A 24,939-nucleotide genomic window follows, 5' to 3' on the forward strand; every position below is an offset into this window, starting at 1 on the left:
GGCTGGCGGCCAGGCAGGGGCGGACCCAGTCGCGGCGCAGCACACAGCCAGATCCGCGGGCCAACCCCAGCCGAACCGAGGCCAGATCCGCGGGCGGAATCCCGCCGAGAGTCCACCGGACCCAGGAGAGTCCGCAACGCAACGCAGGGATGCACTGCCACTGGCCCGGACGTGGGAGACTATAGGGACAGAAATGCGCCACGTCGCAGGATGGCATACGAGCATCCGCACCGAGCCGTGGAAAAGCCAACCGTAATGCCAACAGTAAGGACCCTGCGTGTCTCCCATGGCCCGCACCGCCCCGGTGCCCGCCGCAACAGATCCGGCCATCATCCGGAACTTCTGCATCATTGCGCACATTGACCACGGCAAATCCACACTGGCCGACCGGATGCTCCAGTTCACCGGTGTTGTCCAGTCCCGTGACATGAAGGCCCAGTACCTGGACCGCATGGACATTGAGCGCGAACGCGGCATCACCATCAAATCCCAGGCCGTCCGCATGCCCTGGGAACTCGACGGCACCAGCTACGCGCTGAATATGATCGACACCCCCGGGCACGTCGACTTTACGTACGAGGTCTCCCGCTCGCTCGCGGCCTGCGAAGGCGCGATCCTGCTGGTGGACGCGGCCCAGGGCATCGAGGCCCAGACTCTCGCCAACCTCTACCTGGCGATGGAAAACAACCTCACCATCATCCCGGTCCTGAACAAGATCGACCTCCCTGCAGCCCAGCCCGAGAAATACGCGGCGGAACTCGCCAACCTAATCGGCGGCGACCCCGACGACGTGCTCCGCGTCTCCGGCAAGACCGGTATGGGCGTCGAGGTCCTGCTGGACAAGATCGTCCGCGACCTGCCGGCACCGGTGGGCGACCCGAACGCCCCCGCCCGGGCCATGATCTTCGACTCGGTCTACGACACCTACCGCGGTGTGGTCACCTACGTCCGCGTCGTCGACGGCATGCTGCACCCGCGTGAACGCATCCAGATGATGTCCACCCGTGCCACGCACGAGCTCCTTGAGATTGGTGTGAGCTCCCCGGAACCCACCCCCTCCAAGGGCCTTGGCGTCGGCGAGGTCGGCTACCTCATCACCGGTGTGAAGGACGTCCGCCTGTCCAAGGTGGGCGACACCGTCACCAACCTGGCCAAGCCCGCCACCGAGTCCCTCCCCGGCTACGCGGACGCCAAGCCGATGGTCTTCTCCGGTCTGTATCCGCTCGATGGCACGGACTATCCCGTGCTCCGCGATGCGCTGGAGAAGCTGATGCTCAACGACGCCGCACTGGTGTACGAGCCCGAAACGTCCGCCGCGCTGGGCTTCGGCTTCCGCGTGGGATTCCTGGGCCTGCTGCACCTGGAAATCACCCGCGAGCGGCTCGAACGCGAATACAACCTGGACCTCATTTCCACCGCGCCCAACGTGGAATACGAGGTCACGCTGGAGGACAAGAAGGTCGTCCACGTCACCAACCCCAGCGAATACCCCACCGGCAAGATCGCTGAGGTCCGTGAGCCGATGGTGTCCGCCACCATCCTTGCGCCGAACGAGTTTGTCGGCGCCATCATGGAGCTTTGCCAAAGCCGGCGCGGCGTCATGGGCGGCATGGACTACCTCTCCGAGGACCGGGTGGAAATCCGCTACCGCCTGCCGCTGGCCGAAATCGTCTTCGATTTCTTCGACATCCTCAAATCCAAGACCCGCGGCTACGGGTCACTGGACTGGAAGGCCGACGGCGAGCAGGTGGCCGACCTGGTCAAGGTGGACATCATGCTCCAGGGCGAACAGGTTGATGCGTTCTCCGCCATCACCCACCGCGACAAGGCCTACGCCTACGGCGTGATGATGACCGGCAAGCTGCGCGAACTCATCCCGCGCCAGCAGTTCGAGGTGCCCATCCAGGCCGCCATCGGGTCCAGGATCATCGCCCGCGAAAGCATCCGCGCCATCCGCAAGGACGTCCTTGCCAAGTGCTACGGCGGTGACATCACCCGAAAGCGTAAGCTGCTGGAAAAGCAGAAGGAAGGCAAGAAGCGCATGAAGATGGTGGGCCGCGTCGAGGTGCCGCAGGAGGCTTTCATCGCCGCGCTGACAACGGACGAGTCCAAGGACAAGGCCAAGAAGTAACGGTGCAGGTAATGATTGTTGCTGCAGTATCGGCAGGCCGGGCCCGTGCCTAGCGTTCTTCCCCTCGGCGACCCGGCGCCGGCGGACGGGCTGCTGCCCGTCCAGGCGGGCGAGGGCGCCGATCAGCGAGCATTCGGGCTGTACGTGCACATCCCGTTCTGCGCGGTCCGCTGCGGGTACTGCGACTTCAACACCTACACCGCCACCGAGCTGGGCGGCGGGGCCTCCCAGGACGCCTACGCCGCCACCGCGATCGCGGAAGTGGAGTTCGCCGCCGCGGCCCTGAAGGGCAGCGGCCTGCCCGGCCGCCCCCTCAGCACGGTCTTCTTCGGCGGCGGCACCCCCACCCTGCTGCCGGCGGAGGATCTGGCGCGCATCCTCAGCGCCGCGATCGACGCCTGGGGACTGCGGCCCGGCGCCGAGGTGACCACCGAGGCGAACCCCGATTCCGTCACGCCCGCATCCCTGCAGCTGCTGGCCGACGCCGGGTTCACCCGCGTTTCGTTCGGCATGCAGTCGGCTGTGCCGCACGTCCTGAAGGTCCTGGACCGCACCCACACGCCCAGCCGGGTGCCCGAGGTGGTGCAGTGGGCGCGTAATGCCGGGCTCTCGGTCAGCCTCGACCTCATTTACGGGACGCCGGGGGAGTCGTTGGAGGACTGGCGCTACTCGCTCGAGACCGCACTGTCCTACGCCCCCGACCACATCAGCGCCTATGCCCTGATCGTTGAAGACGGCACAAAGCTTGCCGCGCAGATCCGCCGTGGCGAAGTGCCGGAAATCGACGACGACGACCACGCCGCCAAATACGAACTCGCCGACGAACTGATTTCCGCCGCCGGGCTCAACTGGTACGAGGTCAGCAACTGGTCCCGCACCCCCGAACAGGCCTGCCGGCACAACCTCGCTTACTGGCGCGGGGACGACTGGTGGGGCATCGGGCCGGGGGCGCACTCGCACGTGGGCGGCGTCCGCTGGTGGAACGTCAAGCACCCCACCGCCTACGCCAACCGCCTCGGCGCCGGCGCCTCACCCGCCGCCGGACGCGAAACGCTGGACTCTGAAACCCGCAACGTGGAACGGGTCATGCTCGAGGCCCGGCTCAATTCCGGGCTCGACATCCCAAGCCTCGGCGGCCTGGGGGACACCGGCAGGCACGCTGTGGCGGGGCTGATCGCGGACGGCCTCGTGGATCCCGCGGCGGCTTTCAAAGGCAGGCTCATTCTCACTCTTAAGGGCCGGCTGCTGGCCGACGCCGTCGTCCGCAGGATCCTGCCGGACTAGTCTGCCGGCAAAACTTCCACGACTTGGCTGCCCGCATCAGCGGCCACAACACCCTGCCGCACAAAAGAGAGCCGGCCGTTGCCCTGACGGGCGGCGGCCGGCTCTCTTGCTTGGGTCCGGGCCGGCTATTTGATCCAGCGCAGGTTGAACTCGTAGCGGTGCGGCTGGCCGCGGTTGACGTGGATGCCGGCGGCCACCGAGAAGCACGTCACGGCGATCCAGATCACCGTGGCGAGCACGGCGAAGAGGTTGCCCACCACCGGGATGAAGACCAGCAGATTGGCCAGCACCGCGGCCAGGGTCGGCGGCAGCGTGAAATTGAGGGCTTCCTTGGATTCCTGTGCCGTGAACGGGCCGCGGTCCTTGAAGATGAGGTAGATCAGCAGCGACGGCACGCAGCCCAGGATGCCGCCGAAGTGCGCGAGCGTGGCCCACTGGCGGTCCTCGCTGGCCGTCAGCGGCAGCGCGTTTGCCGGAACGCCATGGTACGGGGGCTGGCCATGGCCAGCCTGATTGCCCGTGTGTTCGCGTGCGTTATCTGCCACGGTGTAGCCCTTCGGATTGCGGTGATGCGTTGCTGCCTGGGTTGTGCCTGAAATAGCCGGGACCGCGCTGGAAGCGCGGCCGCCGTTTCAAGAATACTTGCTCGGGCAAGGAAATGGAGATCAGGGGCGGCCGCCGCGGCGGACTAGGGCACGGTGAGGAAGTCAATGACCTCTTCCACGCGGCCAAGCAGCGACGCCTCCAGATCAGCGTAGCTGCGGACAGCCCCCAGGAGTTTCTGCCAGCCGAGGCCGATGTCCTCCTTCGTGGAGTGGGGCCACCCGAAAGCCATGAGGATCCCGGTCTTCCAGTCCGTGCCGCGGGGGATCACGGGCCACTGCTCGATCCCCAGGACCGAGGGCCGGATGGCCTGCCACACGTCCACGTAGGGGTGCCCCACAATCAGGACGTTGCCTGCGGCGCCCGGTGAGGCCATGACGGCGTCGGCGATCCGCGACTCCTTGGAGTCTGCCACCAAGTGGTCTACGAGCACGCCGAGGCGCCGGCCGGGGCCCGGGCCGAAGTCCGCCACGGCGGCCGCGAGGTCGTCAATGCCGTGCAGGGGCTCGACGACGATGCCCTCCACCCGGAGGTCATCGCCCCAGACCTTCTCCACCAGCTCGGCGTCGTGCTTTCCTTCCACCCAGATGCGGCTGGCCTTGGCCACCTGTGCGCGCTGCCCCGCCACCCGTACCGAGCCCGACGCCGTGCGGCCGGCACCGGCGGCCGGTGCCGTCTTCTTCGGGGCCGGCGGCATCAGGCGGATGGGCTGGCCGTCCAAGAGGAAGCCGAAGCCGAGGCGGAAGGACCGCGACTTGCCCCGCCGGTCCTCCAGCGCCACCACGTGCATGCCGCCGGACTTCTCCACGCGGGTTACGGCGCCCACCCAGCCGGACTGGACCTCCTCGAGGACCATCCCGCGTTCCACCGGGACTTCCGGCAGCTGGGTCTTGGCGGGGGCGGACAGGTCCTGGGGTCCCCAGTTCTGGTACGACATCTCTTCACGCTTACTTTGCACTCGGAATGTACGGCGGTCGGTGGAACTCTCCGGGGGCCGGAACCGGACCGCGACGGCGCGGCAACGGCAGCATCTGCCACGGTCTCGGCGCCGGCGTGACGGGAATCGCGTTCCCGCGGGCCACGCCTGGAGCGAATCCAATGCTAACAACGCGGCGACTCATATTAGACTGGTTAGCACTTAGGCATGTCGAGTGCTAACCCTTGTCCTGTGGCGGGCCGTCCGTGCACCACTGGTGTACCCGGACCGGACGCGGGGGGTGGCACCGGCTGCGGGACAGTCGATTGGAGGTGGAGCGTGAGCGAACCGCGCAAACTCGAAGTGCTGCGCGCCATCGTGGAGGACTACGTCCATTCGCGTGAGCCCGTTGGTTCCAAAGCGCTCGTTGAACGGCACCATCTCGGCGTCTCGAGCGCCACGATCCGAAATGACATGGCGGCGCTGGAAGACGAGGGCCTGATCACGGCACCGCACACGAGTGCAGGCCGGATCCCCACTGACAAGGGCTACCGGTTGTTCGTCGACCAGATCTCAGCGGTGAAGCCGTTGTCCCAGGCCGAGCGCCGGGCCATTCAGGCGCTGCTGGAAGGATCCGAGGACCTTGACGACATCCTTGACCGGACCGTGAGGCTCCTCTCGCACCTGACCAACCAGGTCGCCGTCGTGCAGTATCCGCTGCTCAGCCGCGCCCGGGTGCGGCACATTGAGTTCGTGCTGCTGGCGCCCAGGAAAGTGCTGGCTGTTCTGATCGCTGACACCGGCAAGGTGGAGCAGCGCGTGATCGACGTCGGGCAGGACATTCCCGACGACGCGCTGTCGGAATTGCGGAGCAGCTTTCTGGCCAGCCTCTCCGGTACGCCGCTGAGCCTGATGCCGCAGCTGCTGCCCGCCGTCGTTGCCGGTGGCCCGCCCGCGCGGCGCGGAGCAGCCCAGGCGCTGGCCCGCGGCCTTGAGGCCCTGGCCACGAGCAGCCGTGAAGAGCGCATGGTCATGGCCGGCACCGCCAACCTGGCCCGCTCCAATGTGGACTTCCCGCTCAGCATCGGCCCCGTGCTGGAGGCCCTCGAGGAACAGGTGGTCATGCTCCGCCTGCTCAGCGAAATGGCCGAAGACCCGCGCGGCGTGACCGTCAGCATCGGCCGGGAAAACCCCTACGACGGTCTCGCCGAGGCCTCGGTCGTGGCCACCGCCTACGGGCCGGACGCCACGGCCAAGGTCGGAGTGCTTGGGCCCACCCGGATGGACTATCCCACCACCATGGCCGCCGTCCGAGCGGTGGCCCGCTACCTTTCGAGGATCCTGGGGCCCTGACGGGTCCGGGACCGAATACGACTTCTTGCCCCACAGGCAGTGCCCCACAGGCAGTACCCCACAGGCAGTACAACAAGGAAGAGATACACACTTTGAGCAGCCACTACGACGTTCTTGGAGTCTCCCGCGACGCATCGGGGGAGGAGATCAAGAAGGCCTACCGGAAACTGGCCCGGACCCTGCACCCGGACGTGAACCCCGGGGAGGACGCCTCGGACAGGTTCAAGGCCGTCACGCACGCCTACGAGGTCCTCTCCGATCCGCAGAAGCGCCGGGTCTATGACACCACCGGCAACGAGAACGGCACCGACAACGGGTTCGGCGGCGGCAGCTACTCGGGCCAGGGCTTCGCCTTCCAGGACATCTTCGAGACCTTCTTCGGCGCCGGTGGCGGCCAGGGCGGCCCGGCGTCCCGGGTCCGCCGCGGCCAGGACGCGCTGATCAGCGTCCGGATCGACCTCCGCGATGCGGTGTTCGGCGTGAACAAAAAGCTCGAGGTCGACACGGCCGTCATCTGCCCCACCTGCGAGGGATCCTGCTGCCGGGAGGGCACCCACCCGGTCCGCTGCGACATCTGTGGCGGCAGCGGTCAGGTCCAGCGCGCCGTGCGGTCCATCCTGGGCCAGGTCATGACGTCCGCCCCCTGCGGGTCTTGCGAGGGCTTCGGCACCGTCATCAAGGACCCGTGCAACGAATGCAGCGGCCAGGGCCGGATCCGCAGCCGCCGCTCGCTGACCGTCAAGGTCCCGGCCGGCGTGGCCACCGGCACCCGCATCCAGCTGTCCGGCCAGGGCGAGGCCGGCCCTGCCGGCGGCCCCGCCGGGGACCTGTACGTGGAGATCAGGGTCAACAACGACGCCACTTACGTGCGCGAGGGCGATGACCTGCACGCGAGCCTCAACATTCCCATGACGGCGGCCGCCCTCGGCACCGAAATATCCCTCGACACCTTCGACGGACAGCAGGAGATCGACGTCAAGGCCGGCACCCAGTCCGGCGAGATCATCACCCTTCGCGGTCTTGGCGTCACGCACCTGCGCGGCCACGGCCGCGGCGATCTGAAGGTGCACCTGCAGGTGGAAACACCGGTCAAGCTCGATCACGTCCAGGAGGAACTTCTCCGCCAGCTGGCCAAGCACCGTGGCGAGCACCTCACGGAAGGAAAGCTTGCGGCCAGCGGCGGCGTCTTCGCCAAACTGCGGGACCGGCTCGGTAACCTGTAGCGGTGAGTAACCCGGTCTTCTTCACCGCCCCAGGCACCCTGGACCAGCAGGTCCCCGGCTCGGCCTTCGTCCTCGAGGGAACCGAGGCCCGCCACGCCGTCACCGTCAAACGGATCGGCGTCGGCGAAGCGGTCGACATCGCGGACGGCGCAGGCAAGCGCCTGACCGGCACCGTGACAGCCGTCGCTGCCGGGGAGCTGAGCGTCGAATGCGTGGACCTGGCTGAGGAACCACGGCCAGGAACACGGCTGGTCCTGGTCCAGGCCCTGGCGAAGGGCGACCGCGATGAACTGGCGGCCGAGACCGCGACCGAGTTGGGCATCGACGCCGTCATTCCCTGGCAGGCCGAGCGGTCCATTGTGCGGTGGAAGGCTGAGCGGGCCGCGAAGGCGCATGCCAAGTGGCAGTCGGTGGTGACGGCAGCCGCCAAACAGGCGCGCCGGGCATGGATTCCCGAGGTCCGGGCCGCCGTCGACGGCGCCGGGTTGCAGGCGGCCGTAACGGCGGCAGACCTCGCCGTCATCCTGCACGAAGACGCCGTGCGCCCGCTGCGGCAGGTACTCGAGGCCTGGCTGGAAAGTGTTGGGCCCGGCGATGTTGTGGCAGATGATGCCGGATCCCGTGAGGTCCTGCTGATCGTGGGTCCGGAAGGCGGCATCAGCCCGCGGGAGGTGACCCGGCTTTGCGACGCCGGCGCAGTTACGGCCCTTTTGGGGCACCATGTGCTGCGTTCGTCCACGGCCGGGCCCGCCGCCACTGTGCTGGCCAGTGACATCCTCGGCCGCTGGTGACCTGCGGCAGCCGCCGCCGCAGGTGACGTGATGCCTTGTTGAGGTGACGGCTACTTGACCGTGAACCCGCGGGTGTCCTGGAATACTTCCTTGGCGCTGTCGGATGCGTCCACCTGGGACACCCGGACCTCGTAATTGCCCGGGCCGAGGTTCACGGACAAGGTGAACAGCCCGGGCCGGGCTGCATCGGCGGAGGCGGTGGCGCTGCCGTTGAGATACGCGGTCTTGGCGTTGTCGCCGTCGCCGTCGACCTTGAGGATCGCCCAGCGGAGCTTCCCGCCCTGGACGGTGCTGCGGCCGCTGATCTTGACCGAACCGTCGGCCACGGACGTGCCCTCCTGCGGATCAATGATCCACACTGGTGCCACCATCCCGGCGCTGCGGGAGGTCGGCTCGCCCAGGCGGACATGGTTGAAGGCGACGTAGTCGGTGTGACCGTCCACCAGCACAACCACCTGGACCTGCTGTCCGGCATCGATGAGGCCGGCGCTGGCCGCGGCAGCTGTCGCCGTGTAGACGAGCTGCTGGATGGCGCGCTCGGCCATGGCCGCATCCACGTTGCTGTTGAAGGCATCAGCGGAGACATCCACCGTGATGACGTTCTTGCCGGAAATCGACGTCGCCAGCTTCTTCGGATTTTGCCAGGGCGTGAAAAAATCCGGGTCCAGTGGCTTCTGCGACATCATGACCCGCAGGGCGCGGGTGACGGGATTGTCCTGATCCGGAACGTCGCGGAACTCGCGGTAGAGAAACGCGTTGTCATTGCCACGGCCGATCCAATACACCGGAGCCTTGTTCGACGTCTGGGCAGTCTCCAGCGGTGCGCTCGTGGTGGGGGCGCCCGACGCCGGGGCGGGAATGAGCTCTGATGGGCTGCTGGAATTCGTGATGCCGCTCTGCGGCGTCGCCACGCAGCCGGACAGGACGAGCACGGCAGGCAGCGCCAACGCCAGCGCGACGCGGCGGACGCGCCCCGCCGATGGCTGCTGAACTCCACGCTTCCTGATGCTGCTGTCCCTTCGTCGTACGCCCCGCGTTCCGCGGTGATGATCCGTTTGTAGCCGTCGTCGGCCGTCGACGGCCGCCCCATCCCTCACCGGCCGGAGACCGGCCCGGCGATCCCGGGACAGCCGGATTCCAGCATGGCACACGGGCGCGGCGCGGCAGCCGGGTTTGGGCCCTGGCGCCGGAACTGCAACGGGAACGATATGAGGCCGATACAAAGTTGATACCTAATGGCGTCCGCTTGTGGTTCCTGGCACTGACATGGTCCGGCCGCGTCTCCATGCCTGCCGTGCCAGCAGCCCGATGGTGAACTGGCACGGCAGGCACTATCCTGCGATGAGTTCCTTGACGGGCCCCTCGTGCAGGGCCAGGTAGACGTCGTCCCGGATCCGATTCGCCTCCGGGTCTGTCATGGTCCGGGCGAGGGGACGCAGCACCAGGCGTATCAGTGCATTGGCCTGCCCATCGCTGAGGCGGAGTCGTTTCCTCGCCGCTGCGGGGAGGTCAGCGCAGGGCGTCAGGGCCAGGAGTTCGACACTTTCCAGATCGTCGGCCTTTGCGCCCAACGCTGTTCGCACCCGGTCTCCAAGCACTTCGGTATCCAGGTCAGCGGGAATGACGATGGAGATGTCCCGGCGGATGGAGTGCATCTGGGAAACTGGATTCCACCGGGACAGGTCCAGCATCTGCTGGTCCATCTTCTGGTCTGTGGACCGAAGCAGCCTGATGTCGGGGATGCCCTTGCGGAGCATGAGGGCGCGGTCCAATCCCATGCCCAGAGCCAGTCCCGACCACTTGGTGGGATCCAGGCCGGCCCCGGAGAACAGATGCGGCGCGATGAGCCCGCACTCGGCGAGTTCGAGCCATTCCCCGTCCGCGAGGACATCGACCTGCAAGCCTTCTTCGGTGTAGGGGTGATCTGCCGGAACTGCACGCCAGGGTGCTCCTGGAAGCACCGCCTGCACCAGCGATCCGACCATTTCCTGCAGGTTGCCGGCGTCGAGTTGCCCCCGTGAGCTGACGCGCCATAGGTCGACCTGGTGGGGAGTTCCCACATGGGTGCGGTCGATGCAATCGCGCCGGTAGACCAGACCTGGGACCGCCCAGAGCTCGTCCATGGATTGGTCCGCGTGCAGTGCACGCAGCAGCTGCGGGATGGAAGCCGACGTGTGGCTTCGGAGCATGGCCGTCGGGCTGAGATAGCGGGAATACCTTTGATCCCGCGTCACATCTGATTCCTTGAACCCCAAGCGGTCGTAATTGTCGGCCACGCTCACCAGCGGGCTGTGGCGGACGATTCGTTGTGGCACTCTCCATTCGCGGCTGAGCGCGTCGAGGATGCCCTGCAACAGCGGCTGCATTGCATGGGGCCCGCCGTCCGGATCTGAAAGATCGCGGATGGTCAAAGCGTCGTGGAGCTCGGAGGGACTGAGATATGAGGGCATTGCAGGTCCTTGTTTTCGGATTTCGAGTGGTGGGTTGACTTCCCCCGACTCAAACCCGGCGCCAGGACCTAGGCGCGCGCCTCAGAGCCCTCGCGGCCGGGGACCGGCCGGGGGCATATAAATCGACGCGAAAGTTGCATGCGCCGACTATACCCCCGATGCGCACCCGGCACGCGTTTCCTCGAGCCGGACGGTCTGGTTCCATATGCCAAGGTGCTCCGAAGGCCGACACCTATCAGAACCCATCCGCGGGCCGGCCTTTATCAGAATGCGTGTAAGTCTGTCCTCTTCAGGCGCCGCCGTTTCTTAAACTTCAAAGGTGTTGAAGTACTTCGGTGTAATGGGCGTGCGCGAGGTCCAGTCCGAGGGCATCGTTAGGGCTGAACCAGCGTATTTCGGAGTGCTCATCCCTGGCCAAGTTGGCAGGATCGCCGGTCCACATTTCCAGGACCCACCCCGAGAGCGCCAACCCTCAGGTGAGCCCTCGTTGTCCTGGACCCTAAACGTGGGAGCGTTCGTAGGCGGGACGACGTTGACTGCGATTTCTTCGAGGAGCTCCCTGGCCAGCGCCTCGCCGGCTGATTCGCCGTCCTCGATGTGGCCGCCCGGGAAGTCCCACATACCCGGGTACCATTTCGATGTCGGGACCCGGCGGCACATCAGAACGCATCGTGGCCCGAAGAGTACGCCGACGGCAATGCGGTGGGTCATCGCATCAGTCGATCACGGGGGCATCCAGCACACAAATTATCCCGTGGGGTCAGGCACGAACCCGCGGACCTCCCGCGCACAGCGGCAAGCGGCGGCGATCTTGGCGGCCCGCTCCAATGCTTCGTCACGGGAGGGCACGTCGACGACGGCGAGTCCGGCCAGGCTTGGTGGAGAGCCGATGCTTGCAAGGGATGTTTAGGGCACACTGGTGGCGTGAGCGGAATCCCATGGGTGCTGCACGTCGATCTCGACCAGTTCATCGCGGCGGTCGAAGTGCTCCGGCGGCCGGAGCTTGCTGGCAAGCCGATCATTGTCGGCGGTCGGGGCGACCCCACGGAACGCGCCGTGGTGTCGACGGCATCCTACGAAGCGAGGGCGTTCGGCGTGGGTTCCGGAATGCCCCTACGCATTGCGGCCCGGAAAGTGCCCGATGCTGTGATCCTGCCCGTCGATCAGGAGGCTTACCTTGCGGCGTCCGAAACGGTCATGGCTACCCTGCGCGCGCAGCCCGGCGCCACCGTGCAGGTGCTGGGGTGGGATGAAGCTTTTGTAGGCACCGAGACAGAGAATCCGGAAGCCTACGCCCGGCAGGTGCAGGCCGCTGTCCTGGAGCGAACGCAGCTGCACTGCAGCGTGGGCATCGGCGACACCCTGGTACGAGCCAAGGTCGCCACCGGTTTCGGCAAACCGGCCGGCGTCTTCCGTCTCACTGCCGCGAACTGGCTCGACGTCATGGGCAGTCGGCCCACCAAGGAGCTCTGGGGCGTCGGAACCAAGGTGTCGGGCAGACTGGCCAAACTCGGCATCAACACAGTGGCCGAGCTAGCCGCGTCCGACCCCCGGGACCTGGTCCCGGAGTTCGGCCCCAGGATGGGACCTTGGTACGCGGAGCTCGGACGCGGGGACGGCGCCAGCGTCGTGGACGACACCCCGTGGGTTGCCCGCGGGCATAGCCGGGAGACCACCTTCCAGCGCGACCTGACTGAACCCGCCCAGGTCGACGACGCCGTGAGGGAGCTGACAGCGCGCGTCCTGGAGGATGTTGTGGCCGAAGGTCGGCCCGTGGTTGGGCTGACCCTCAAGGTCCGGTACGCGCCGTTCGTCACCAAGACCCACGCGAGGAAGCTTCCCGAGACATTCGACCGGGACGAAATCCTCGCGCAGGCGTTGGACCTCGCAGCCGGAATCGAAGCAGACCGTCCGATCCGGCTCCTGGGCCTGCGGGCCGAAATGGCAATGCCCGACGATGCCCGAAAGGGACATACGCCGACACGCGGCGGCTGGTGACGGCGTCGCTTCCTCACCGGTGCGGCGTTCTGCCGGCCGGCTGCAAAATGACCCTGGGAAGCCCTCAAGTCGAAGTTAGGCTGGGACGATGGAATATCAGATCCGCCAGGCCGCGGTCGAGGACGCTGATGCCGTGGTTAGGATGCACACCCTGGCCCATGAGGAATGCTACGGGCACCTTTTGTCCCCAGCGTTCTTCGATGCGCGCCGTGCCAGCATGCCGGTGCGCGTGGAAAAACGCCGACCGTATCTGGACAGTGCCCAGCCGCGAATCATCGCCATGGACGAGAGCAATGAAATAGTTGGATTTGCCGACGCAGGCACGGGGCGTGACGATGACCTGCCCGGCGAACTTGAGCTTTACTCCATTTACACTCTGAGGCGCACCCATGGCACTGGGCTCGGTGTCGCCCTGTTGAAGGCCGCCCTCCGCGATTTACCCGCCTACCTGTGGGTCCTTGAGGCCAACGTGCGCGCTCAGGCCTTTTACGTCAAGAACGGTTTTCAGCCCGATGGGACGCGTAAGTTGCTTTCACCCGAGTGGGAGGAACTACCTGAAATACGGATGGTCCGCTCCGACATTTAGCCGGGCAGGGGCCACGCTAAACGTCGGCTGAGGTCACCCTTCGTTTCGTGCGTTATCAGGTGGTGCTGACCGACGAAAAGACGAGCGAATCCTGCCACTGTCCACGAATGAGTTTGTCCGCCCTCCGCACTCCTACCGGGACCAATCCGATCTTTTCCAGCACCCTCGCAGAAGCGGTGTTTTCAGGTCTGCAGGTTGCGGTAATGTCCTGCAGTTTGAGAGTTCCTTGGCCGAACCTGAGGAGGGCGGCTGCGGCCTCAGTGGCATATCCGTGCCCCCAGTGGTCAGCATCAATCACGTACCCCAGCTCGCCCCGGCCACGATCAATGCCGAGTCCGACAGAACCAAAGGGTTCGCCCCTGGGAAAAGTGACAGCAAGAGTGAAGTTTGTCCGGTTCGAACCGCGTTGCGCCGCCGAGCACATTTTAAGGAATTCCAGCGTTTCGCCGGTTGTATTCGGTCCCCAGTCCACGTATTCGGCGATCCTCAAGTCGGAAGCGAATGAATGTACCGCTGCGAAATCATCCAGGGTGTACTCGCGCAGCAGGAGACGATCAGTCTGCAATTCCATGTGTCCATCATGCCGGAGCCGGCGCAGCGGCCTGGCGGGCCGTGGGTCAAAACCTGAGAATGTTCAATTCCGCGGCCGGTTCGAAACCAAGCCGTGCGTAAAAGCCGCGTGATGCATCGGAGGGGGAAAGCACCATCCGTACGGCCTTGATGCCTTGCGCGAACTGGATCGATGCCTCCACGAGCCGGCCGCCGATTCCTGCGTTCCGAAACTCCGGGAGCACGTAGGCGTTGCCCAGATAGACCCACCGGGACGATTCTGTTCCGGGTTTGGGCATCCGCTCGAAAATCATCAGGTTGAGCATCCCGACGAGTTCGCCACCGTAGTCGGCCACAAAGAACTTTCGGGGACTGGCATTCATCCACTCCATGAAGACGGCGTCGAAGGTGGGATCGTCCATGGGCGCGGGGTCCTGTTCCGCCGCCCACGTGGCCCTTAGCGTCGCAAGGCCGGGCACATCGTCTGGGCGCCCTTCGCGAATGATGAACATGGAAGTACCCTACTTTGGCGGGGCGCCCGCCTCCCACTGAAGGTCCGCAGGGCGACCTCGAAGAAGCTGCACGACGCTGAGCCTGACATCGACACAAACCAGGTCGGCCTCATGATCGCGGATCAGTTTCCGGGGTGGGCCGGGCTCCCGCTGAAGCCGGTGTCATCCAGCGGGACGGACAACGTCATGCTCACGCTCGGTGACCGGCTCGTCGTCCGGCTTCCCCGCACGGCCGCCGCGGTTCCCGCGCTCTCCAAGGAGTGGAAATACCCGAGGCTTCTTGGTCCCGGCATCGCCTCCGCCTAATGCACCCGTCCGTTAGAGTCGGACAAATGAAACGGGCTGTGATCCTTGGAGGCACTGGCGTTCTCGGCCGCGCGATTGCGTGGCGGCTGATCCGTGCCGGCTGGGCCGTGGACGTGACGGGCCGGGACCGGACCAAGATGCCGGCTGACCTGGCTGCCGCCGGTGCCCGATTTATCGCCGCCGAACGTCGTGACGACGCCGCACTGGCCGGGGTGATGGCCGGTGGTGCCGATCTCCTCGTGGACGCGGTGTGCTACACCGAGGCCGACGCCCGGCAACTCCTGCCGCACCTGGCCGCGGTGACCTCTGCCGTCATGCTCTCGAGCAAGGCTGTGTACGTTGACGCCGCCGGCAACCACGTCAATTCCGAGGTAGCGCCCCGCTTTGATGCGCCGATCCTCGAGAACAATCCGACCATGCGGCCGGGAACCGGGGACTACCAATCCCGGGAAGGCTATGGCGCCAACAAGGTGGCTGCAGAGAACACCCTCCTGGGCAGCGGCCATCCCGTGACGGTGATCCGGGCGTCCAAGGTACATGGTGAGGGCGCGGCCCTGCCCCGGGAATGGATGTTCGTCAAACGGGTGCTCGACCGGCGCCGGGCCGTGTTCCTGGCCCATGCTGGGCAGGGCGCGGACCACACGACGGCAGCGGTGAACACGGCGGCCCTCGTGGAACGGGTTGCCGCCGTGCCCGCGGCACGAATCCTCAACAGCGCCGATCCAGATGCGCCGAATGCCCGGCAGATCGCCGCAGCAATTGCCCGCTACCTGGGCCACCACTGGGAAGAGGTGCTTCTGGATGACAGCGCACCCACGGGCCTCGGTGACCATCCGTGGGATTTCCGGCCTCCGCTGGTACTGAGCACCAAGGCCTCCCTTAACCTCGCCTATGAACCTGTTGGGACATACGCTCAGACCATCCCGCATCAGGTGGACTGGCTGGTGAAGGCGGCAGCGGCCGGAGCCATGCCGGGAACCGGCGATCCGTCCCTCAAGCACTATCTCGACTACTCCCGTGAAGAGCAGTTCACCGCTGGTTCGACCCTGCGAACACGCCAACGTCCGCTATGAGGGACTAAGTGTTGAAGACACGAAGGGTTTGTCGACGAGGATGGCGGCCTGTGGATGTTTTTCCTTGGCCCTCGGTGAACGCACCAACTGGGCGCGCATCACAAAGCCTTGTTCGGTGAACCGGAGCGCCACCTCTTCGGGTGCGTGCAGTTCCGCCCGGAGCTGGACGTCGTGTCCGTAGGCACGGTCAATCGTGCGGTGGCCGCTGCCGGCGTGGAAGGCGACGAGCGCCGAACCGCCAGGGCGGAGCGCCCTCCAGAACTCGCGCGCGATCGCCGGCAGCGCCGTCGGGGGAGAGTGGATGATCGAATACCAGGCGAGGACGCCGTCCGCAGCTGCGTCCGCTTGGGGCAGGTCCGTCAGCTCTCCCAGCTCGAACGACAGCCCGGGATGCAGTTGTTGCGCGATCCGGACCATTTCGGGCGACAGGTCGACTCCGCTGACGTTCAGCCCCGCCTGGCCGAGATAACTGCTCATTCGTCCGGCACCGCATCCGACGTCGATCACCGTCCGGTCCGCCGTGCCGCGCATGTGGGCGATGAAGTGGTCCATCATGGCCATATCCAGCGGGGCCTCGAAACTGGTATCCGGGATAACCGCTGAATAGGTCTCGGCCACTGTGTCGTACGCGGATCTGACGTCCATCAAATTTTCCTGGTTTGCCATCAACCGAGCCTAACGGCCATGGCCGGGGAACTCCCGGTGCCGAATTCTTACGTCATGCAACGGGTCCGTGACGCGTTGTGTCGTTGCGCGACTGTGCGTTGCGGCCGGGCTTGGGAACCCGCGTCTACGGTGGTTGATTGGGGCTACCAGCGCTCGAAAGGACCCGCCATGACGGAACATTCTGACCCCAGCCCGAAGGCACTCCGCTACATTCTCGGACACTTCGCCACCGGCCTGACGGTGATCACCGCAGCAACCCAGCACGGGCCGGCCGGTTTCACATGCCAGTCCTTCGCCTCCCTGTCCCTGGAGCCGGCCCTGGTCACTTTCAGCCCCGCACGGACATCGAGCACCTGGCCGCTGCTGCGTGCGGCGGGACGGTTTACCGTGAACATCCTGGCCGCAGAGCACCAGCATCTGGCGGGGCAGTTCGCGCACTCGGGGACGGACAAGTTCGCCGGCGTCGGCCATTCGCCCTCGCCGCTGGGCAACCCCGTCCTGGATAACGCCCTGGCCTGGGTGGATTGCGAACTCCACCAGGAGTACGACGGCGGCGACCACACGATCGTCGTCGGCGCCGTCCGCGCCCTGGGCGCCCGCCCCGACGCTGAGCCCCTGCTCTTCTACAAGGGACGCTACGCCGGCGTCGGGTCCCGCGCCGGCGCGCTGGAGAGCGCGGCCTGACCGTGTCGGAACCGAAGGCGGAACCGAAGCCGGAGCGGGAGCCGAAGCCGGAGCGGGAACCCGGCAAAGCGGAACAGCCGTGCCCGGCAACAGGCGCCCACTGGCTGGAGGGGTGGGTCGTCTTCGGAAACGCCTACCCGTAACAGCCGGCGCCGGCTGCCCTCCGGCGTCGGCCGCGCCGCGCTGGCGTAAGATGGAAGCACCCGTAGACCCTGGCCGCGGGCGGTGCGAACCGCCGTCGGCACGGATCACGGCGACAGACCATATTCATACTGGAGGGGACCAGAGGCCCGCGGGCCAACACCATGACTGAAGCAGCGAACGGCAAGGCCCGGTTCAGCGCCCGAGAACGCACCGCAGGGGAATTTCCCCACTCCCTACCAGGGCTGCGGACGGAGGTGGTCTTGTTCGACGACTCAGAGCAGATGGTCCAGTCGCTGGGCAGCCATGACGAAGCCTTAAGGTTCATCGAAAACCAGTTCCCCGCCGTCGATTTCCACGTCCGGGGCAACGAGCTCGCGATCAGCGGTCCTGCCGCCGACGTGCCGCGCATCATGCGGCTGCTCAACGAGGTGCGCGGGCTGGTGGCCCGAGGCACCGTCATCACCCCGGCCGTGCTGCAGCAGCTCGTCTCCCTGCTGCGCAGCCAGTCGCTGCAGAACCCCGTGGAAGTGCTGACCACCAACATCCTCTCCACCCGCGGGAAGACCATCCGGCCCAAGACGCTGAACCAGAAGAACTATGTGGACGCGATCGACGCCAACACCGTGATCTTCGGGATCGGTCCGGCCGGTACCGGCAAGACCTACCTGGCAATGGCCAAGGCCGTCCAGGCCCTGCAGCAGAAGGAAGTCAGCCGCATCATCCTGACCCGTCCCGCCGTCGAGGCGGGGGAGCGGCTCGGCTTCCTGCCGGGCACCCTGAGTGACAAGATCGACCCCTATCTGCGGCCCCTGTACGACGCCCTGCACGACATGATGGACCCCGAATCCATTCCCCGTCTCATGGCCGCCGGCACCATCGAGGTCGCCCCGCTGGCCTACATGCGGGGCCGCACGCTTAACGATGCCTTCATCATCCTCGATGAGGCGCAGAACACCACGCCCGAACAGATGAAGATGTTCCTGACCCGTCTGGGCTTCGGCTCCAAGATGGTGGTCACCGGCGACATCACCCAGGTGGACCTGCCCTTCGGCACCCGCTCGGGGCTCAGGATTGTCGAGGAGATCCTGCAGGGGATCGAGGACGTCAACTTCTCGATCCTGGATGCCTCCGACGTCGTCCGGCACCGCCTGGTGGGGGATATCGTCAACGCCTACAGCATCTGGGACGAAGTCCAAAGGAACCGGGTCAAGCACTCCGTTGCCCGGGAAACGCGGGGAGAACACGCATGAGCATTGAGGTCAACAACGAATCCGGCGTCGTCGTGGACGAGGCCGGGCTCGTGGCGCTGTCGCGTTTCATCTTCGAAAGCCTTTACATCCACCCGCAGGCGGAGCTGTCCATCCTGCTCGTGGACGAACCGGCCATGGAAAAGCTGCACCTCGAACTGATGGACGAGCCAGGCTCCACCGACGTCCTCTCCGTCCCCATGGACGAGCTGACCCCGGGCACGCCGGACAAGCCGACGCCGCAGGGCATGCTCGGCGACATCGCCATCTGCCCCCAGGTAGCCGAGGTCCAGGCCCGCAACGCCGGCCACTCCACCCAGGACGAGATGCTGCTGCTGACCACGCACGGCATCCTTCACCTGCTGGGTTATGACCACGCCGAGCCGGAAGAGAAGGAAGAGATGTTCGGGCTGCAGCGCGAACTCCTGACCGCCTTCACCGGCAAAGCGGCCCCGTCCGAGACGGTTCAGTGACCCCACTGATCCTTGCCGGCATGGCGCTGGTGTTCCTTAGCTTTGCCGCAGTGCTGACCGCTGCCGAGTCCGCGTTCAACTTCCTGCCCCGGCACGACGCCGAGCAGGCGGTCCTGAACAGCAGAGGCACCTCGCTCAAACGCATCCTGGCCCAGCCCGTGGGGCACATGCGCGCCCTGCGGTTCTGGCGGGTCTGGTTCGAGATGGCCGCCGCCGTCGCCGTGACCGTGCTCCTTTACAGCATGCTGGACAACGTCTGGCTGGCCGGGCTGGCGGCCACCGGCATCATGGCGCTGCTCGGCTTCGTGATCGTGGGGGTGTCCCCTCGGCAGCTCGGCCGGGTCCACTCCGCCGCCCTGGTCCGGTTCAGCGCCCCGCTCGTCCGGTCCCTCTACGCCGTGCTCGGCCCGATTCCGGGCTGGCTGGTGCGGCTCGGCAGCGTCGTAGCGCCCGGCGCGCCGGCCGACAGCGAGGCGTTCTTCAGCGAGGAAGAATTCCGCGAACTCGTGGACCGGGCCACCGAGTCCGACGTGATCGAGGACAACGAGGCCGAGCTGATCCAGTCGGTCTTCGACTTCGGGGACACCCTGGTCCGCTCCGTTATGGTGCCTAGGACCGACATCCTCACGATCGACTCCGGATCCAGCCTGCACCGGGCGATGTCGCTGTTCCTGCGCTCCGGGTACTCGCGGATTCCGGTCATCGGCGAAAACACGGACCAGATCCTGGGCATTGTGTACCTGAAGGACGTTGCCGCCTCGCTCCACAACCTCGGCCCGCACGAGGAACCGCCGGTGGTGGACGAGGTGGCCCGCGAGGTCCGCTACGTGCCGGACTCGAAGCTCGTCAGCGACCTGCTCCGCGAACTCCAGAAGGAATCCACGCACGTTGCGATCGTCATCGACGAATACGGCGGAACGGCGGGGCTGGTCACGCTCGAGGACCTCATCGAGGAGATCGTCGGCGAAATCGTGGACGAATACGACACCGAGAGCGCCGAGGCCGTGGCACTGGGGGACGGAAGCTACCGGGTCAGCGCCCGCATGAGCATCGATGACCTCGGCGAACTCTTCGACCTCGAGCTCGACGACGACGAAGTAGACACCGTGGGCGGCCTGCTGGCCAAGGCCCTCGGGCGGGTGCCGATTGTCGGCAGCACCGTCCAGGTCCACGGACTGTCCCTCCGCGCCGACAGGCTGGAGGGCCGGCGGAACCGCGTCAGCCACATCATTGCGGCCGCCGTAGCAAAAGAACAAACTGACCTTGAAGACCTTCTCGACGAGGCCGCACCAATCCAACAGGGAGTCTCACGTGAGCAAGCAGAATAAGTCCGACGGCGACGCAGCCTACGGCGGCTACCGCGCCGGTTTCTCGGTGCTGGTCGGACGGCCCAATGCGGGCAAGTCCACCCTCACCAACGCCCTGGTCGGCCAAAAAGTCGCGATCACCTCGGCCAAGCCCCAGACCACGCGCCACACAATCCGTGGCATCGTGCACCGGGACGACGCCCAGTTGATCCTCGTTGACACCCCGGGCCTGCACCGCCCGCGCACGCTGCTGGGGAAGCGGCTGAACGAACTGGTCGCCGATACCCTCGCCGAGGTCGACGCGATCGGCTTCTGCCTGCCGGCCAACGAGAAAATCGGCCCGGGGGACAAGTTCATTGCCGCCCAGCTCGCCGCCATCCCCAACAAGCCCATCATCGCGATCGTGACCAAGGCCGACACCGTCGACCGGCAGGCCCTCACCGAGCAGTTGCTCGCCGTCGCCTCCCTGGGCCGCGAGGTCCTTGGCGAGGACGGCTGGAAGGACATCGTCCCGGTCTCCGCCACGGACGGTTTCCAGGTCGACACCCTTGCCGACGTCCTGATCGGTCACATGCCGGCGTCGCCGCCGCTGTATCCGGACGGTCACCTGACGGACGAGCCGGAAGCGGTGATGATCGCCGAACTCATCCGGGAAGCAGCCCTCGAAGGCGTCCGCGACGAATTGCCGCACTCCCTGGCCGTCGTCGTCGATGAAATCGTTCCGCGGGAAGGCCGGCCCGAGGACCGCCCGTTCCTGGACGTCCGCGTCAACCTGTACGTCGAGCGGCCCTCCCAGAAGGCCATCATCATCGGCAAGGGCGGCGCCCGGCTCCGCGAGGTCGGCACCAACGCGCGCAAGGCGATCGAGGCGCTGCTCGGTGCCCGGATCTACCTTGACCTGCACGTCAAGGTCGCCAAGGACTGGCAGCGCGACCCGAAGCAGCTCGTCAAACTGGGCTTCTGAGACGCGCTGTTCTTGGGCCGCTATTTTGACCGTTGGCCCTTCCCGCCGCTCCCAAGAGAGGGCCATCGGCGTTTTCTCAGATTCGGACTCTAAAATGGGCTGACTCCCCGTTCGTTTAGGAAGGCTCAACAAGTGGTTCGACCCCGTGACAACCGTGCCGACGGATCCGCCCCGCCGGCCCGGTCAACAGCCGCTGCCCGGCACACGGCCGATCCCGCCGTTGGTCCGGCCCGCCACCTCGGCTCCGCCCGCCGGACCCCCACCTGGCTGAAAGTCTTCACGGGGGTGGTGGCCGTGCTCTTGGTCGGCGTGATCGCTTTTGGCGCCTACTGGACCATCCGGCTCCAGGGCAACCTCACCAAGGCCCCACTGAGCGCCGGCAGCATCAAGACCGAGGGTGCCGTGAACGATTCGACGGACCGGATGCAGATCCTGATCCTCGGCTCGGACACGCGCGACGGGAAGAACTCGCAGTACGGCACCAGCGATGACGCGACCGGATATGGGCACTCGGACGTGATGATGCTGATGGACATCTCCGCGGACAACAAGCGGGTCAACGTCGTCAGCTTCCCCCGCGACCTGCTGGTCGACATCCCCAAGTGCAAGGATCCGAAAACCAATAAGGAGTACCCGGCCCAGACCGGCGTCATGATTAACTCGGCGATGTCCGAGGCCGGCATCGGCTGCGCCGTGGACACCGTCAACAAGCTCACTGGCCTGGAGATCGACCACTTCATGATGGCCGACTTCAACGCCGTCAAGGAACTCTCCAACGCCGTGGGCGGCGTGTCAGTGTGTGTCAGCGACGCCGTGTATGACCCCGACTCGAAGCTGCGCCTGCCCAAGGGCACCTCCACTGTCCAGGGCGAGCAGGCATTGTCGTTCGTGCGCACCCGGCACGCCTTCGGCGACGGCGGCGACCTCGGCCGGATCAAGGCCCAGCAGGGCTTTCTGTCCGCGCTGACCCGGAAAATCAAGGACGACGGCACCCTCACCAACCCGGCCCGGATGCTCGGCATCGCGGACGCGATCACCAAAAACCTGACCATCGACGACGGCCTGGCCTCGGTGCCGACGCTGCTGACCGTGGGCAACCGGCTCAAGAACATCGACGTCGGCAAGGTAGCCTTCGTGGCCACGCCGACAGTCCCGGCCGAAACGGACATCAACCGGCTGCAGCTGGCCGAGCCCGCGGCATCCCAGCTGTTCGCCGCCATGCGCAACGACGTGGACCTGACGGATCCGACCGCGAAGCCGAGCGCTTCCCCGAGCGCCAGCGCCACGCCGACGCCCAGCCCCACCGCCCCGGCCTATGACAAGACCCTGCAGCCCGTCACTGTGGCCAACGGCTCGGGTGTTCCGGCCCGGACCCAGGAGATCATGCAGGCCATCAAGGGCGCCGGCTTCACCCATGTGGGCCAGTTGACTGCTCCGCCCGTCGCTGCGACGGCGGTCTACTACGGTGCGGATTACGCTGACGTGGCCGGGGACGTCGCGGCCCTGCTCGGTGTGGCGCCGGACCGGGTGCTCCCGGCCGCCGGAGTTGCCGGTGTCCAGGTCTACCTGGGCAGTGACTTCGCGAACGGGACGCCGACCGCCGCCGCCGCTGCCCCGCAGCTGCCCAAGGACATCGTCAACCAGACAGCCGGCGACACCGTTTGCCAGCAGGCCAACCCGGCACTGATCACCCGCTGACCCGGCAGCCAGGAAGGCCCCCGTTCAGATTTTCCTGAACGGGGGCCTTCTTTTGTCATGGATGTTGGACGGCGGCCTTTGGAGGCCCTTCCACGTCCTGCTGGGTCGTGGCACACGGCGAGGACCTCAACGGCGCACCCGATAGCGCAGGTGAAGCACCCGGTTGCCCTGAATCACCACGTCGGGATCCTCCAGCAGGTGCTGTGCGTGGACCGACCCGAAGTAGCGCTTGCCGGACCCGAACACGACGGGTACGACGTCCATGCGCACCTCGTCGACCAGGCCCGCGGCAAGCATCTGGCCACCGACATCACCAGCGGCGACCTCGACGATGCGGTCACCCGCAAGCTCTTGCGCCTTGGCCATGGCTGCCTCGACGCCGTCGACGAAGTGAAACGGCGCCTCGGGGTCCCAGCCCTCGGGCTGCGGCCGGTGCGTCACGACGACCACGTGATCGATCCCGCTCGGGGGTTTCCCGTCCCAGCCGTCCGTCAGGTCGAAGACGTGGCGGCCGACGAGGGTCGCCCCGATCTGGTCCCAGTACGGCCGGGTGTAGTCGTAGGAGGCCTGGGACACCTTCACCTCGCCGCTCTCGTCCAACGGGACGTCACCGTTGGACAACCAGTCGAACAGCGGTCCGGGCTGGTCATTCTCGTCCGCGATGAAGCCGTCCACCGACACCGAGCTGTACATGACCACCTTGCCCACGGGGCACTCCTCTGCTTTGGGGTGCCCCCACATTAGCGTGCCGCGAGCTGTCGCTCCAGTAAGAAATCAAGCGGCCGGCAGCGGCGACGAGCTCCTTGAACCGCTGTGCCAGATGAGTGCTGCTGACACCGCGGCTTCCGCAACCGGAAGCACTACCGACTACGCATGCTGCTCATCGGCGGCGGACTGTCCCACCCCCACCTCAGGTAGGAAGAGCGCCTTTGGAGGTGCTGAATCGGCACCGCATCCGTCACAGCAGGCCGGCTCCGTGGCCGTCGGAAGGGTGTCTGCCGCCGTGTGGGGGACCGTGCAGCAGATGTCGCCGCGCCAGGCGTTGATGCCCTCCCGGAGGGCGATCGCGGCGATGACCAGCGCAGCGCCGGCGTCGGCCCACCACCAGCCAAGGGTGCTGTTCAGCACCAAACCCGCGAGCAGGACTGCCGACAAATACGTGCAGAGCAGGGTCTGCTTGGAGTCAGCCACCGCCGTGCGTGATCCGAGCTCCCGGCCGGCCCGGCGCTGGAGCCAGGACAGGACCGGCATGATCACCAGGCTCAGTGCGGCAATCACGATGCCCGGGGTCGAGTGCTGTGCCTCGCCGGCGCCGAGAAGTGACCTGATTGCCTCGGCGGAGACAAAGGCCGCCAGTGCGAAGAATGAGACAGCGATAATCCGCAAGGTGAGGTGTTCACGCCGTTCAGGGTCCTTGGTGGAAAACTGCCACGACAGGGCCAGCGCCGACGCGACCTCAATGATGGAATCCAGGCCAAAGCCGAGGAGCGCCGACGAGTCCGCCGTACCCCCGGCCCACAAAGCCACAACGGCCTCGATGAGGTTATAGCTGATGGTGGCCGCCGCGAACAAGCGGATCCGGCGGCTGAGGACGGCGCGGCGGGCCGGGCCCGGCGACAGTTGGAGGGAAGCCATCACAGCGTGCACGTCCCGTCGGGTGCGCAGCAGGCCGGGTCCACCGCCAGCACGACGCCCAGAAGATCTTTCAGGGCATGGCCGAGGCGCTGATCGGCGAGCTCATAGCGGGTCCTTCGCCCCTCCGGAACGGCAACGACCAGCCCGCATCCCCGCAGGCACGTCAGGTGGTTCGACATGCTCTGCCGGGATACCCCGAGGGAATCCGCCAGCTCCGAGGGATAGGACGGCGCAGCCGTGAGGGCAAGCAGGATTTCTGCCCGTGTCGGGTCTGACACGGCATAACCGAACCGTGCCAGCACCGGGGCATGCGTAAGAGTCTCCATCAACCGAAAGTACAGCTGTC

General features: G+C 66.3%; 26 protein-coding genes. 15 read left to right on the forward strand and 11 right to left on the reverse strand.

Annotated elements, in window-relative coordinates:
- The first annotated feature begins 277 nt into the window (after positions 1-277).
- Positions 278-2,131, forward strand: a complete 1,854-nt coding sequence (lepA, locus tag AC1DNG_RS01650; protein ID WP_026266375.1) for a translation elongation factor 4 — start codon at positions 278-280, stop codon at positions 2,129-2,131.
- 45 nt (positions 2,132-2,176) lie between these two features.
- Positions 2,177-3,415, forward strand: coding sequence for a radical SAM family heme chaperone HemW (hemW, locus tag AC1DNG_RS01655; protein ID WP_476886482.1), 1,239 nt, complete (start codon positions 2,177-2,179; stop codon positions 3,413-3,415).
- A 125-nt stretch (positions 3,416-3,540) separates the two neighbouring features.
- Here the strand turns inward: hemW and AC1DNG_RS01660 are convergent, their stop codons facing one another.
- Entirely contained in the window at positions 3,541-3,960 is a 420-nt protein-coding gene (locus tag AC1DNG_RS01660) for a DUF4870 domain-containing protein (protein WP_026537291.1), read from the reverse strand.
- A 143-nt stretch (positions 3,961-4,103) separates the two neighbouring features.
- Positions 4,104-4,955, reverse strand: a complete 852-nt coding sequence (locus tag AC1DNG_RS01665) for a DUF3097 domain-containing protein (protein ID WP_476872438.1) — start codon at positions 4,953-4,955, stop codon at positions 4,104-4,106.
- A gap of 318 nt (positions 4,956-5,273) precedes the next feature.
- On the opposite strand from AC1DNG_RS01665, the gene hrcA reads away from it, so the two are divergent.
- The 3 genes from hrcA (at position 5,274) to AC1DNG_RS01680 (ending at position 8,301) form a co-directional block, all read left to right on the forward strand.
- On the forward strand, positions 5,274-6,287 hold the full coding sequence (gene hrcA / locus AC1DNG_RS01670) for a heat-inducible transcriptional repressor HrcA (protein ID WP_476849274.1): 1,014 nt from the start codon (positions 5,274-5,276) through the stop codon (positions 6,285-6,287).
- Positions 6,288-6,379: 92 nt separating this feature from the next.
- The gene (gene dnaJ, locus AC1DNG_RS01675) at positions 6,380-7,510 is read left to right on the forward strand and encodes a molecular chaperone DnaJ (protein ID WP_028276700.1); all 1,131 of its coding nucleotides are present in this window, start codon (positions 6,380-6,382) and stop codon (positions 7,508-7,510) included.
- Between the two features lie 2 nt (positions 7,511-7,512).
- A complete protein-coding gene (locus AC1DNG_RS01680) occupies positions 7,513-8,301 on the forward strand; it encodes a 16S rRNA (uracil(1498)-N(3))-methyltransferase (protein WP_476849273.1) in 789 nt (262 codons plus the stop codon).
- Positions 8,302-8,351: 50 nt separating this feature from the next.
- Here AC1DNG_RS01680 and AC1DNG_RS01685 read toward each other — a convergent pair whose 3' ends face one another.
- From AC1DNG_RS01685 to AC1DNG_RS01695, 3 genes are all read right to left on the reverse strand, one after another.
- On the reverse strand, positions 8,352-9,233 hold the full coding sequence (locus AC1DNG_RS01685; RefSeq protein WP_253906772.1) for a GerMN domain-containing protein: 882 nt from the start codon (positions 9,231-9,233) through the stop codon (positions 8,352-8,354).
- A gap of 399 nt (positions 9,234-9,632) precedes the next feature.
- A complete protein-coding gene (srmL, locus tag AC1DNG_RS01690) occupies positions 9,633-10,751 on the reverse strand; it encodes a PheS-related mystery ligase SrmL (protein ID WP_476886483.1) in 1,119 nt (372 codons plus the stop codon).
- Between the two features lie 306 nt (positions 10,752-11,057).
- Positions 11,058-11,462, reverse strand: coding sequence for an NUDIX domain-containing protein (locus AC1DNG_RS01695; protein ID WP_476886484.1), 405 nt, complete (start codon positions 11,460-11,462; stop codon positions 11,058-11,060).
- Positions 11,463-11,675: 213 nt separating this feature from the next.
- Here AC1DNG_RS01695 and AC1DNG_RS01700 point away from each other — a divergent pair, with 213 nt between their 5' ends.
- Entirely contained in the window at positions 11,676-12,749 is a 1,074-nt protein-coding gene (locus AC1DNG_RS01700; RefSeq protein WP_476886485.1) for a DNA polymerase IV, read from the forward strand.
- 88 nt (positions 12,750-12,837) lie between these two features.
- A complete protein-coding gene (locus tag AC1DNG_RS01705; protein ID WP_476886486.1) occupies positions 12,838-13,335 on the forward strand; it encodes an N-acetyltransferase family protein in 498 nt (165 codons plus the stop codon).
- 55 nt (positions 13,336-13,390) lie between these two features.
- Here AC1DNG_RS01705 and AC1DNG_RS01710 read toward each other — a convergent pair whose 3' ends face one another.
- Positions 13,391-13,906, reverse strand: coding sequence for a GNAT family N-acetyltransferase (locus tag AC1DNG_RS01710; protein WP_476886487.1), 516 nt, complete (start codon positions 13,904-13,906; stop codon positions 13,391-13,393).
- A gap of 46 nt (positions 13,907-13,952) precedes the next feature.
- Positions 13,953-14,396: an N-acetyltransferase family protein gene (locus AC1DNG_RS01715; protein WP_476857052.1), complete on the reverse strand. Its 444-nt coding sequence runs from the start codon at positions 14,394-14,396 to the stop codon at positions 13,953-13,955.
- A 111-nt stretch (positions 14,397-14,507) separates the two neighbouring features.
- Between AC1DNG_RS01715 and AC1DNG_RS01720 the strand changes: the two genes are divergently transcribed.
- On the forward strand, positions 14,508-14,702 hold the full coding sequence (locus AC1DNG_RS01720; protein ID WP_476886488.1) for a hypothetical protein: 195 nt from the start codon (positions 14,508-14,510) through the stop codon (positions 14,700-14,702).
- A gap of 26 nt (positions 14,703-14,728) precedes the next feature.
- The gene (locus AC1DNG_RS01725; RefSeq protein ID WP_476870891.1) at positions 14,729-15,775 is read left to right on the forward strand and encodes an NAD-dependent epimerase/dehydratase family protein; all 1,047 of its coding nucleotides are present in this window, start codon (positions 14,729-14,731) and stop codon (positions 15,773-15,775) included.
- On the opposite strand, the gene AC1DNG_RS01730 is transcribed toward AC1DNG_RS01725, so the two are convergent.
- Positions 15,770-16,441 carry a class I SAM-dependent DNA methyltransferase gene (locus tag AC1DNG_RS01730; RefSeq protein WP_476849265.1) on the reverse strand — a complete coding sequence of 224 codons (672 nt, stop codon included), beginning with the start codon at positions 16,439-16,441 and terminating at the stop codon, positions 15,770-15,772. The genes AC1DNG_RS01725 and AC1DNG_RS01730 overlap by 6 nt on opposite strands.
- Before the next feature lie 168 nt (positions 16,442-16,609).
- Here AC1DNG_RS01730 and AC1DNG_RS01735 point away from each other — a divergent pair, with 168 nt between their 5' ends.
- The 6 genes from AC1DNG_RS01735 to AC1DNG_RS01760 all read left to right on the forward strand — a co-directional run bounded on the left by AC1DNG_RS01735 (position 16,610) and on the right by AC1DNG_RS01760 (position 22,958).
- Positions 16,610-17,125, forward strand: a complete 516-nt coding sequence (locus AC1DNG_RS01735) for a flavin reductase family protein (protein WP_476886489.1) — start codon at positions 16,610-16,612, stop codon at positions 17,123-17,125.
- 305 nt (positions 17,126-17,430) lie between these two features.
- A complete protein-coding gene (locus AC1DNG_RS01740) occupies positions 17,431-18,519 on the forward strand; it encodes a PhoH family protein (protein WP_028276708.1) in 1,089 nt (362 codons plus the stop codon).
- On the forward strand, positions 18,516-18,989 hold the full coding sequence (ybeY, locus tag AC1DNG_RS01745; RefSeq protein WP_028276709.1) for an rRNA maturation RNase YbeY: 474 nt from the start codon (positions 18,516-18,518) through the stop codon (positions 18,987-18,989). The genes AC1DNG_RS01740 and ybeY overlap by 4 nt, the downstream gene beginning before the upstream one ends.
- Positions 18,986-20,317, forward strand: a complete 1,332-nt coding sequence (locus tag AC1DNG_RS01750; RefSeq protein ID WP_223917363.1) for a hemolysin family protein — start codon at positions 18,986-18,988, stop codon at positions 20,315-20,317. The genes ybeY and AC1DNG_RS01750 overlap by 4 nt, the downstream gene beginning before the upstream one ends.
- Positions 20,301-21,260, forward strand: coding sequence for a GTPase Era (era, locus tag AC1DNG_RS01755; RefSeq protein WP_476849263.1), 960 nt, complete (start codon positions 20,301-20,303; stop codon positions 21,258-21,260). Before AC1DNG_RS01750 ends, era begins: the two co-directional genes overlap by 17 nt.
- A 132-nt stretch (positions 21,261-21,392) precedes the next feature.
- Positions 21,393-22,958, forward strand: a complete 1,566-nt coding sequence (locus AC1DNG_RS01760) for an LCP family protein (RefSeq protein WP_476886490.1) — start codon at positions 21,393-21,395, stop codon at positions 22,956-22,958.
- Between the two features lie 126 nt (positions 22,959-23,084).
- On the opposite strand, the gene AC1DNG_RS01765 is transcribed toward AC1DNG_RS01760, so the two are convergent.
- The 3 genes from AC1DNG_RS01765 to AC1DNG_RS01775 all read right to left on the reverse strand — a co-directional run bounded on the left by AC1DNG_RS01765 (position 23,085) and on the right by AC1DNG_RS01775 (position 24,919).
- Positions 23,085-23,666 carry a dihydrofolate reductase family protein gene (locus AC1DNG_RS01765; RefSeq protein WP_476849341.1) on the reverse strand — a complete coding sequence of 194 codons (582 nt, stop codon included), beginning with the start codon at positions 23,664-23,666 and terminating at the stop codon, positions 23,085-23,087.
- Positions 23,667-23,825: 159 nt separating this feature from the next.
- Positions 23,826-24,593: a cation diffusion facilitator family transporter gene (locus AC1DNG_RS01770; RefSeq protein ID WP_230008759.1), complete on the reverse strand. Its 768-nt coding sequence runs from the start codon at positions 24,591-24,593 to the stop codon at positions 23,826-23,828.
- Positions 24,593-24,919 carry an ArsR/SmtB family transcription factor gene (locus AC1DNG_RS01775; RefSeq protein ID WP_028276714.1) on the reverse strand — a complete coding sequence of 109 codons (327 nt, stop codon included), beginning with the start codon at positions 24,917-24,919 and terminating at the stop codon, positions 24,593-24,595. Before AC1DNG_RS01775 ends, AC1DNG_RS01770 begins: the two co-directional genes overlap by 1 nt.
- Positions 24,920-24,939: the final 20 nt, after the last annotated feature.

The organism is Arthrobacter sp. 01T425, assembly GCF_056398725.1.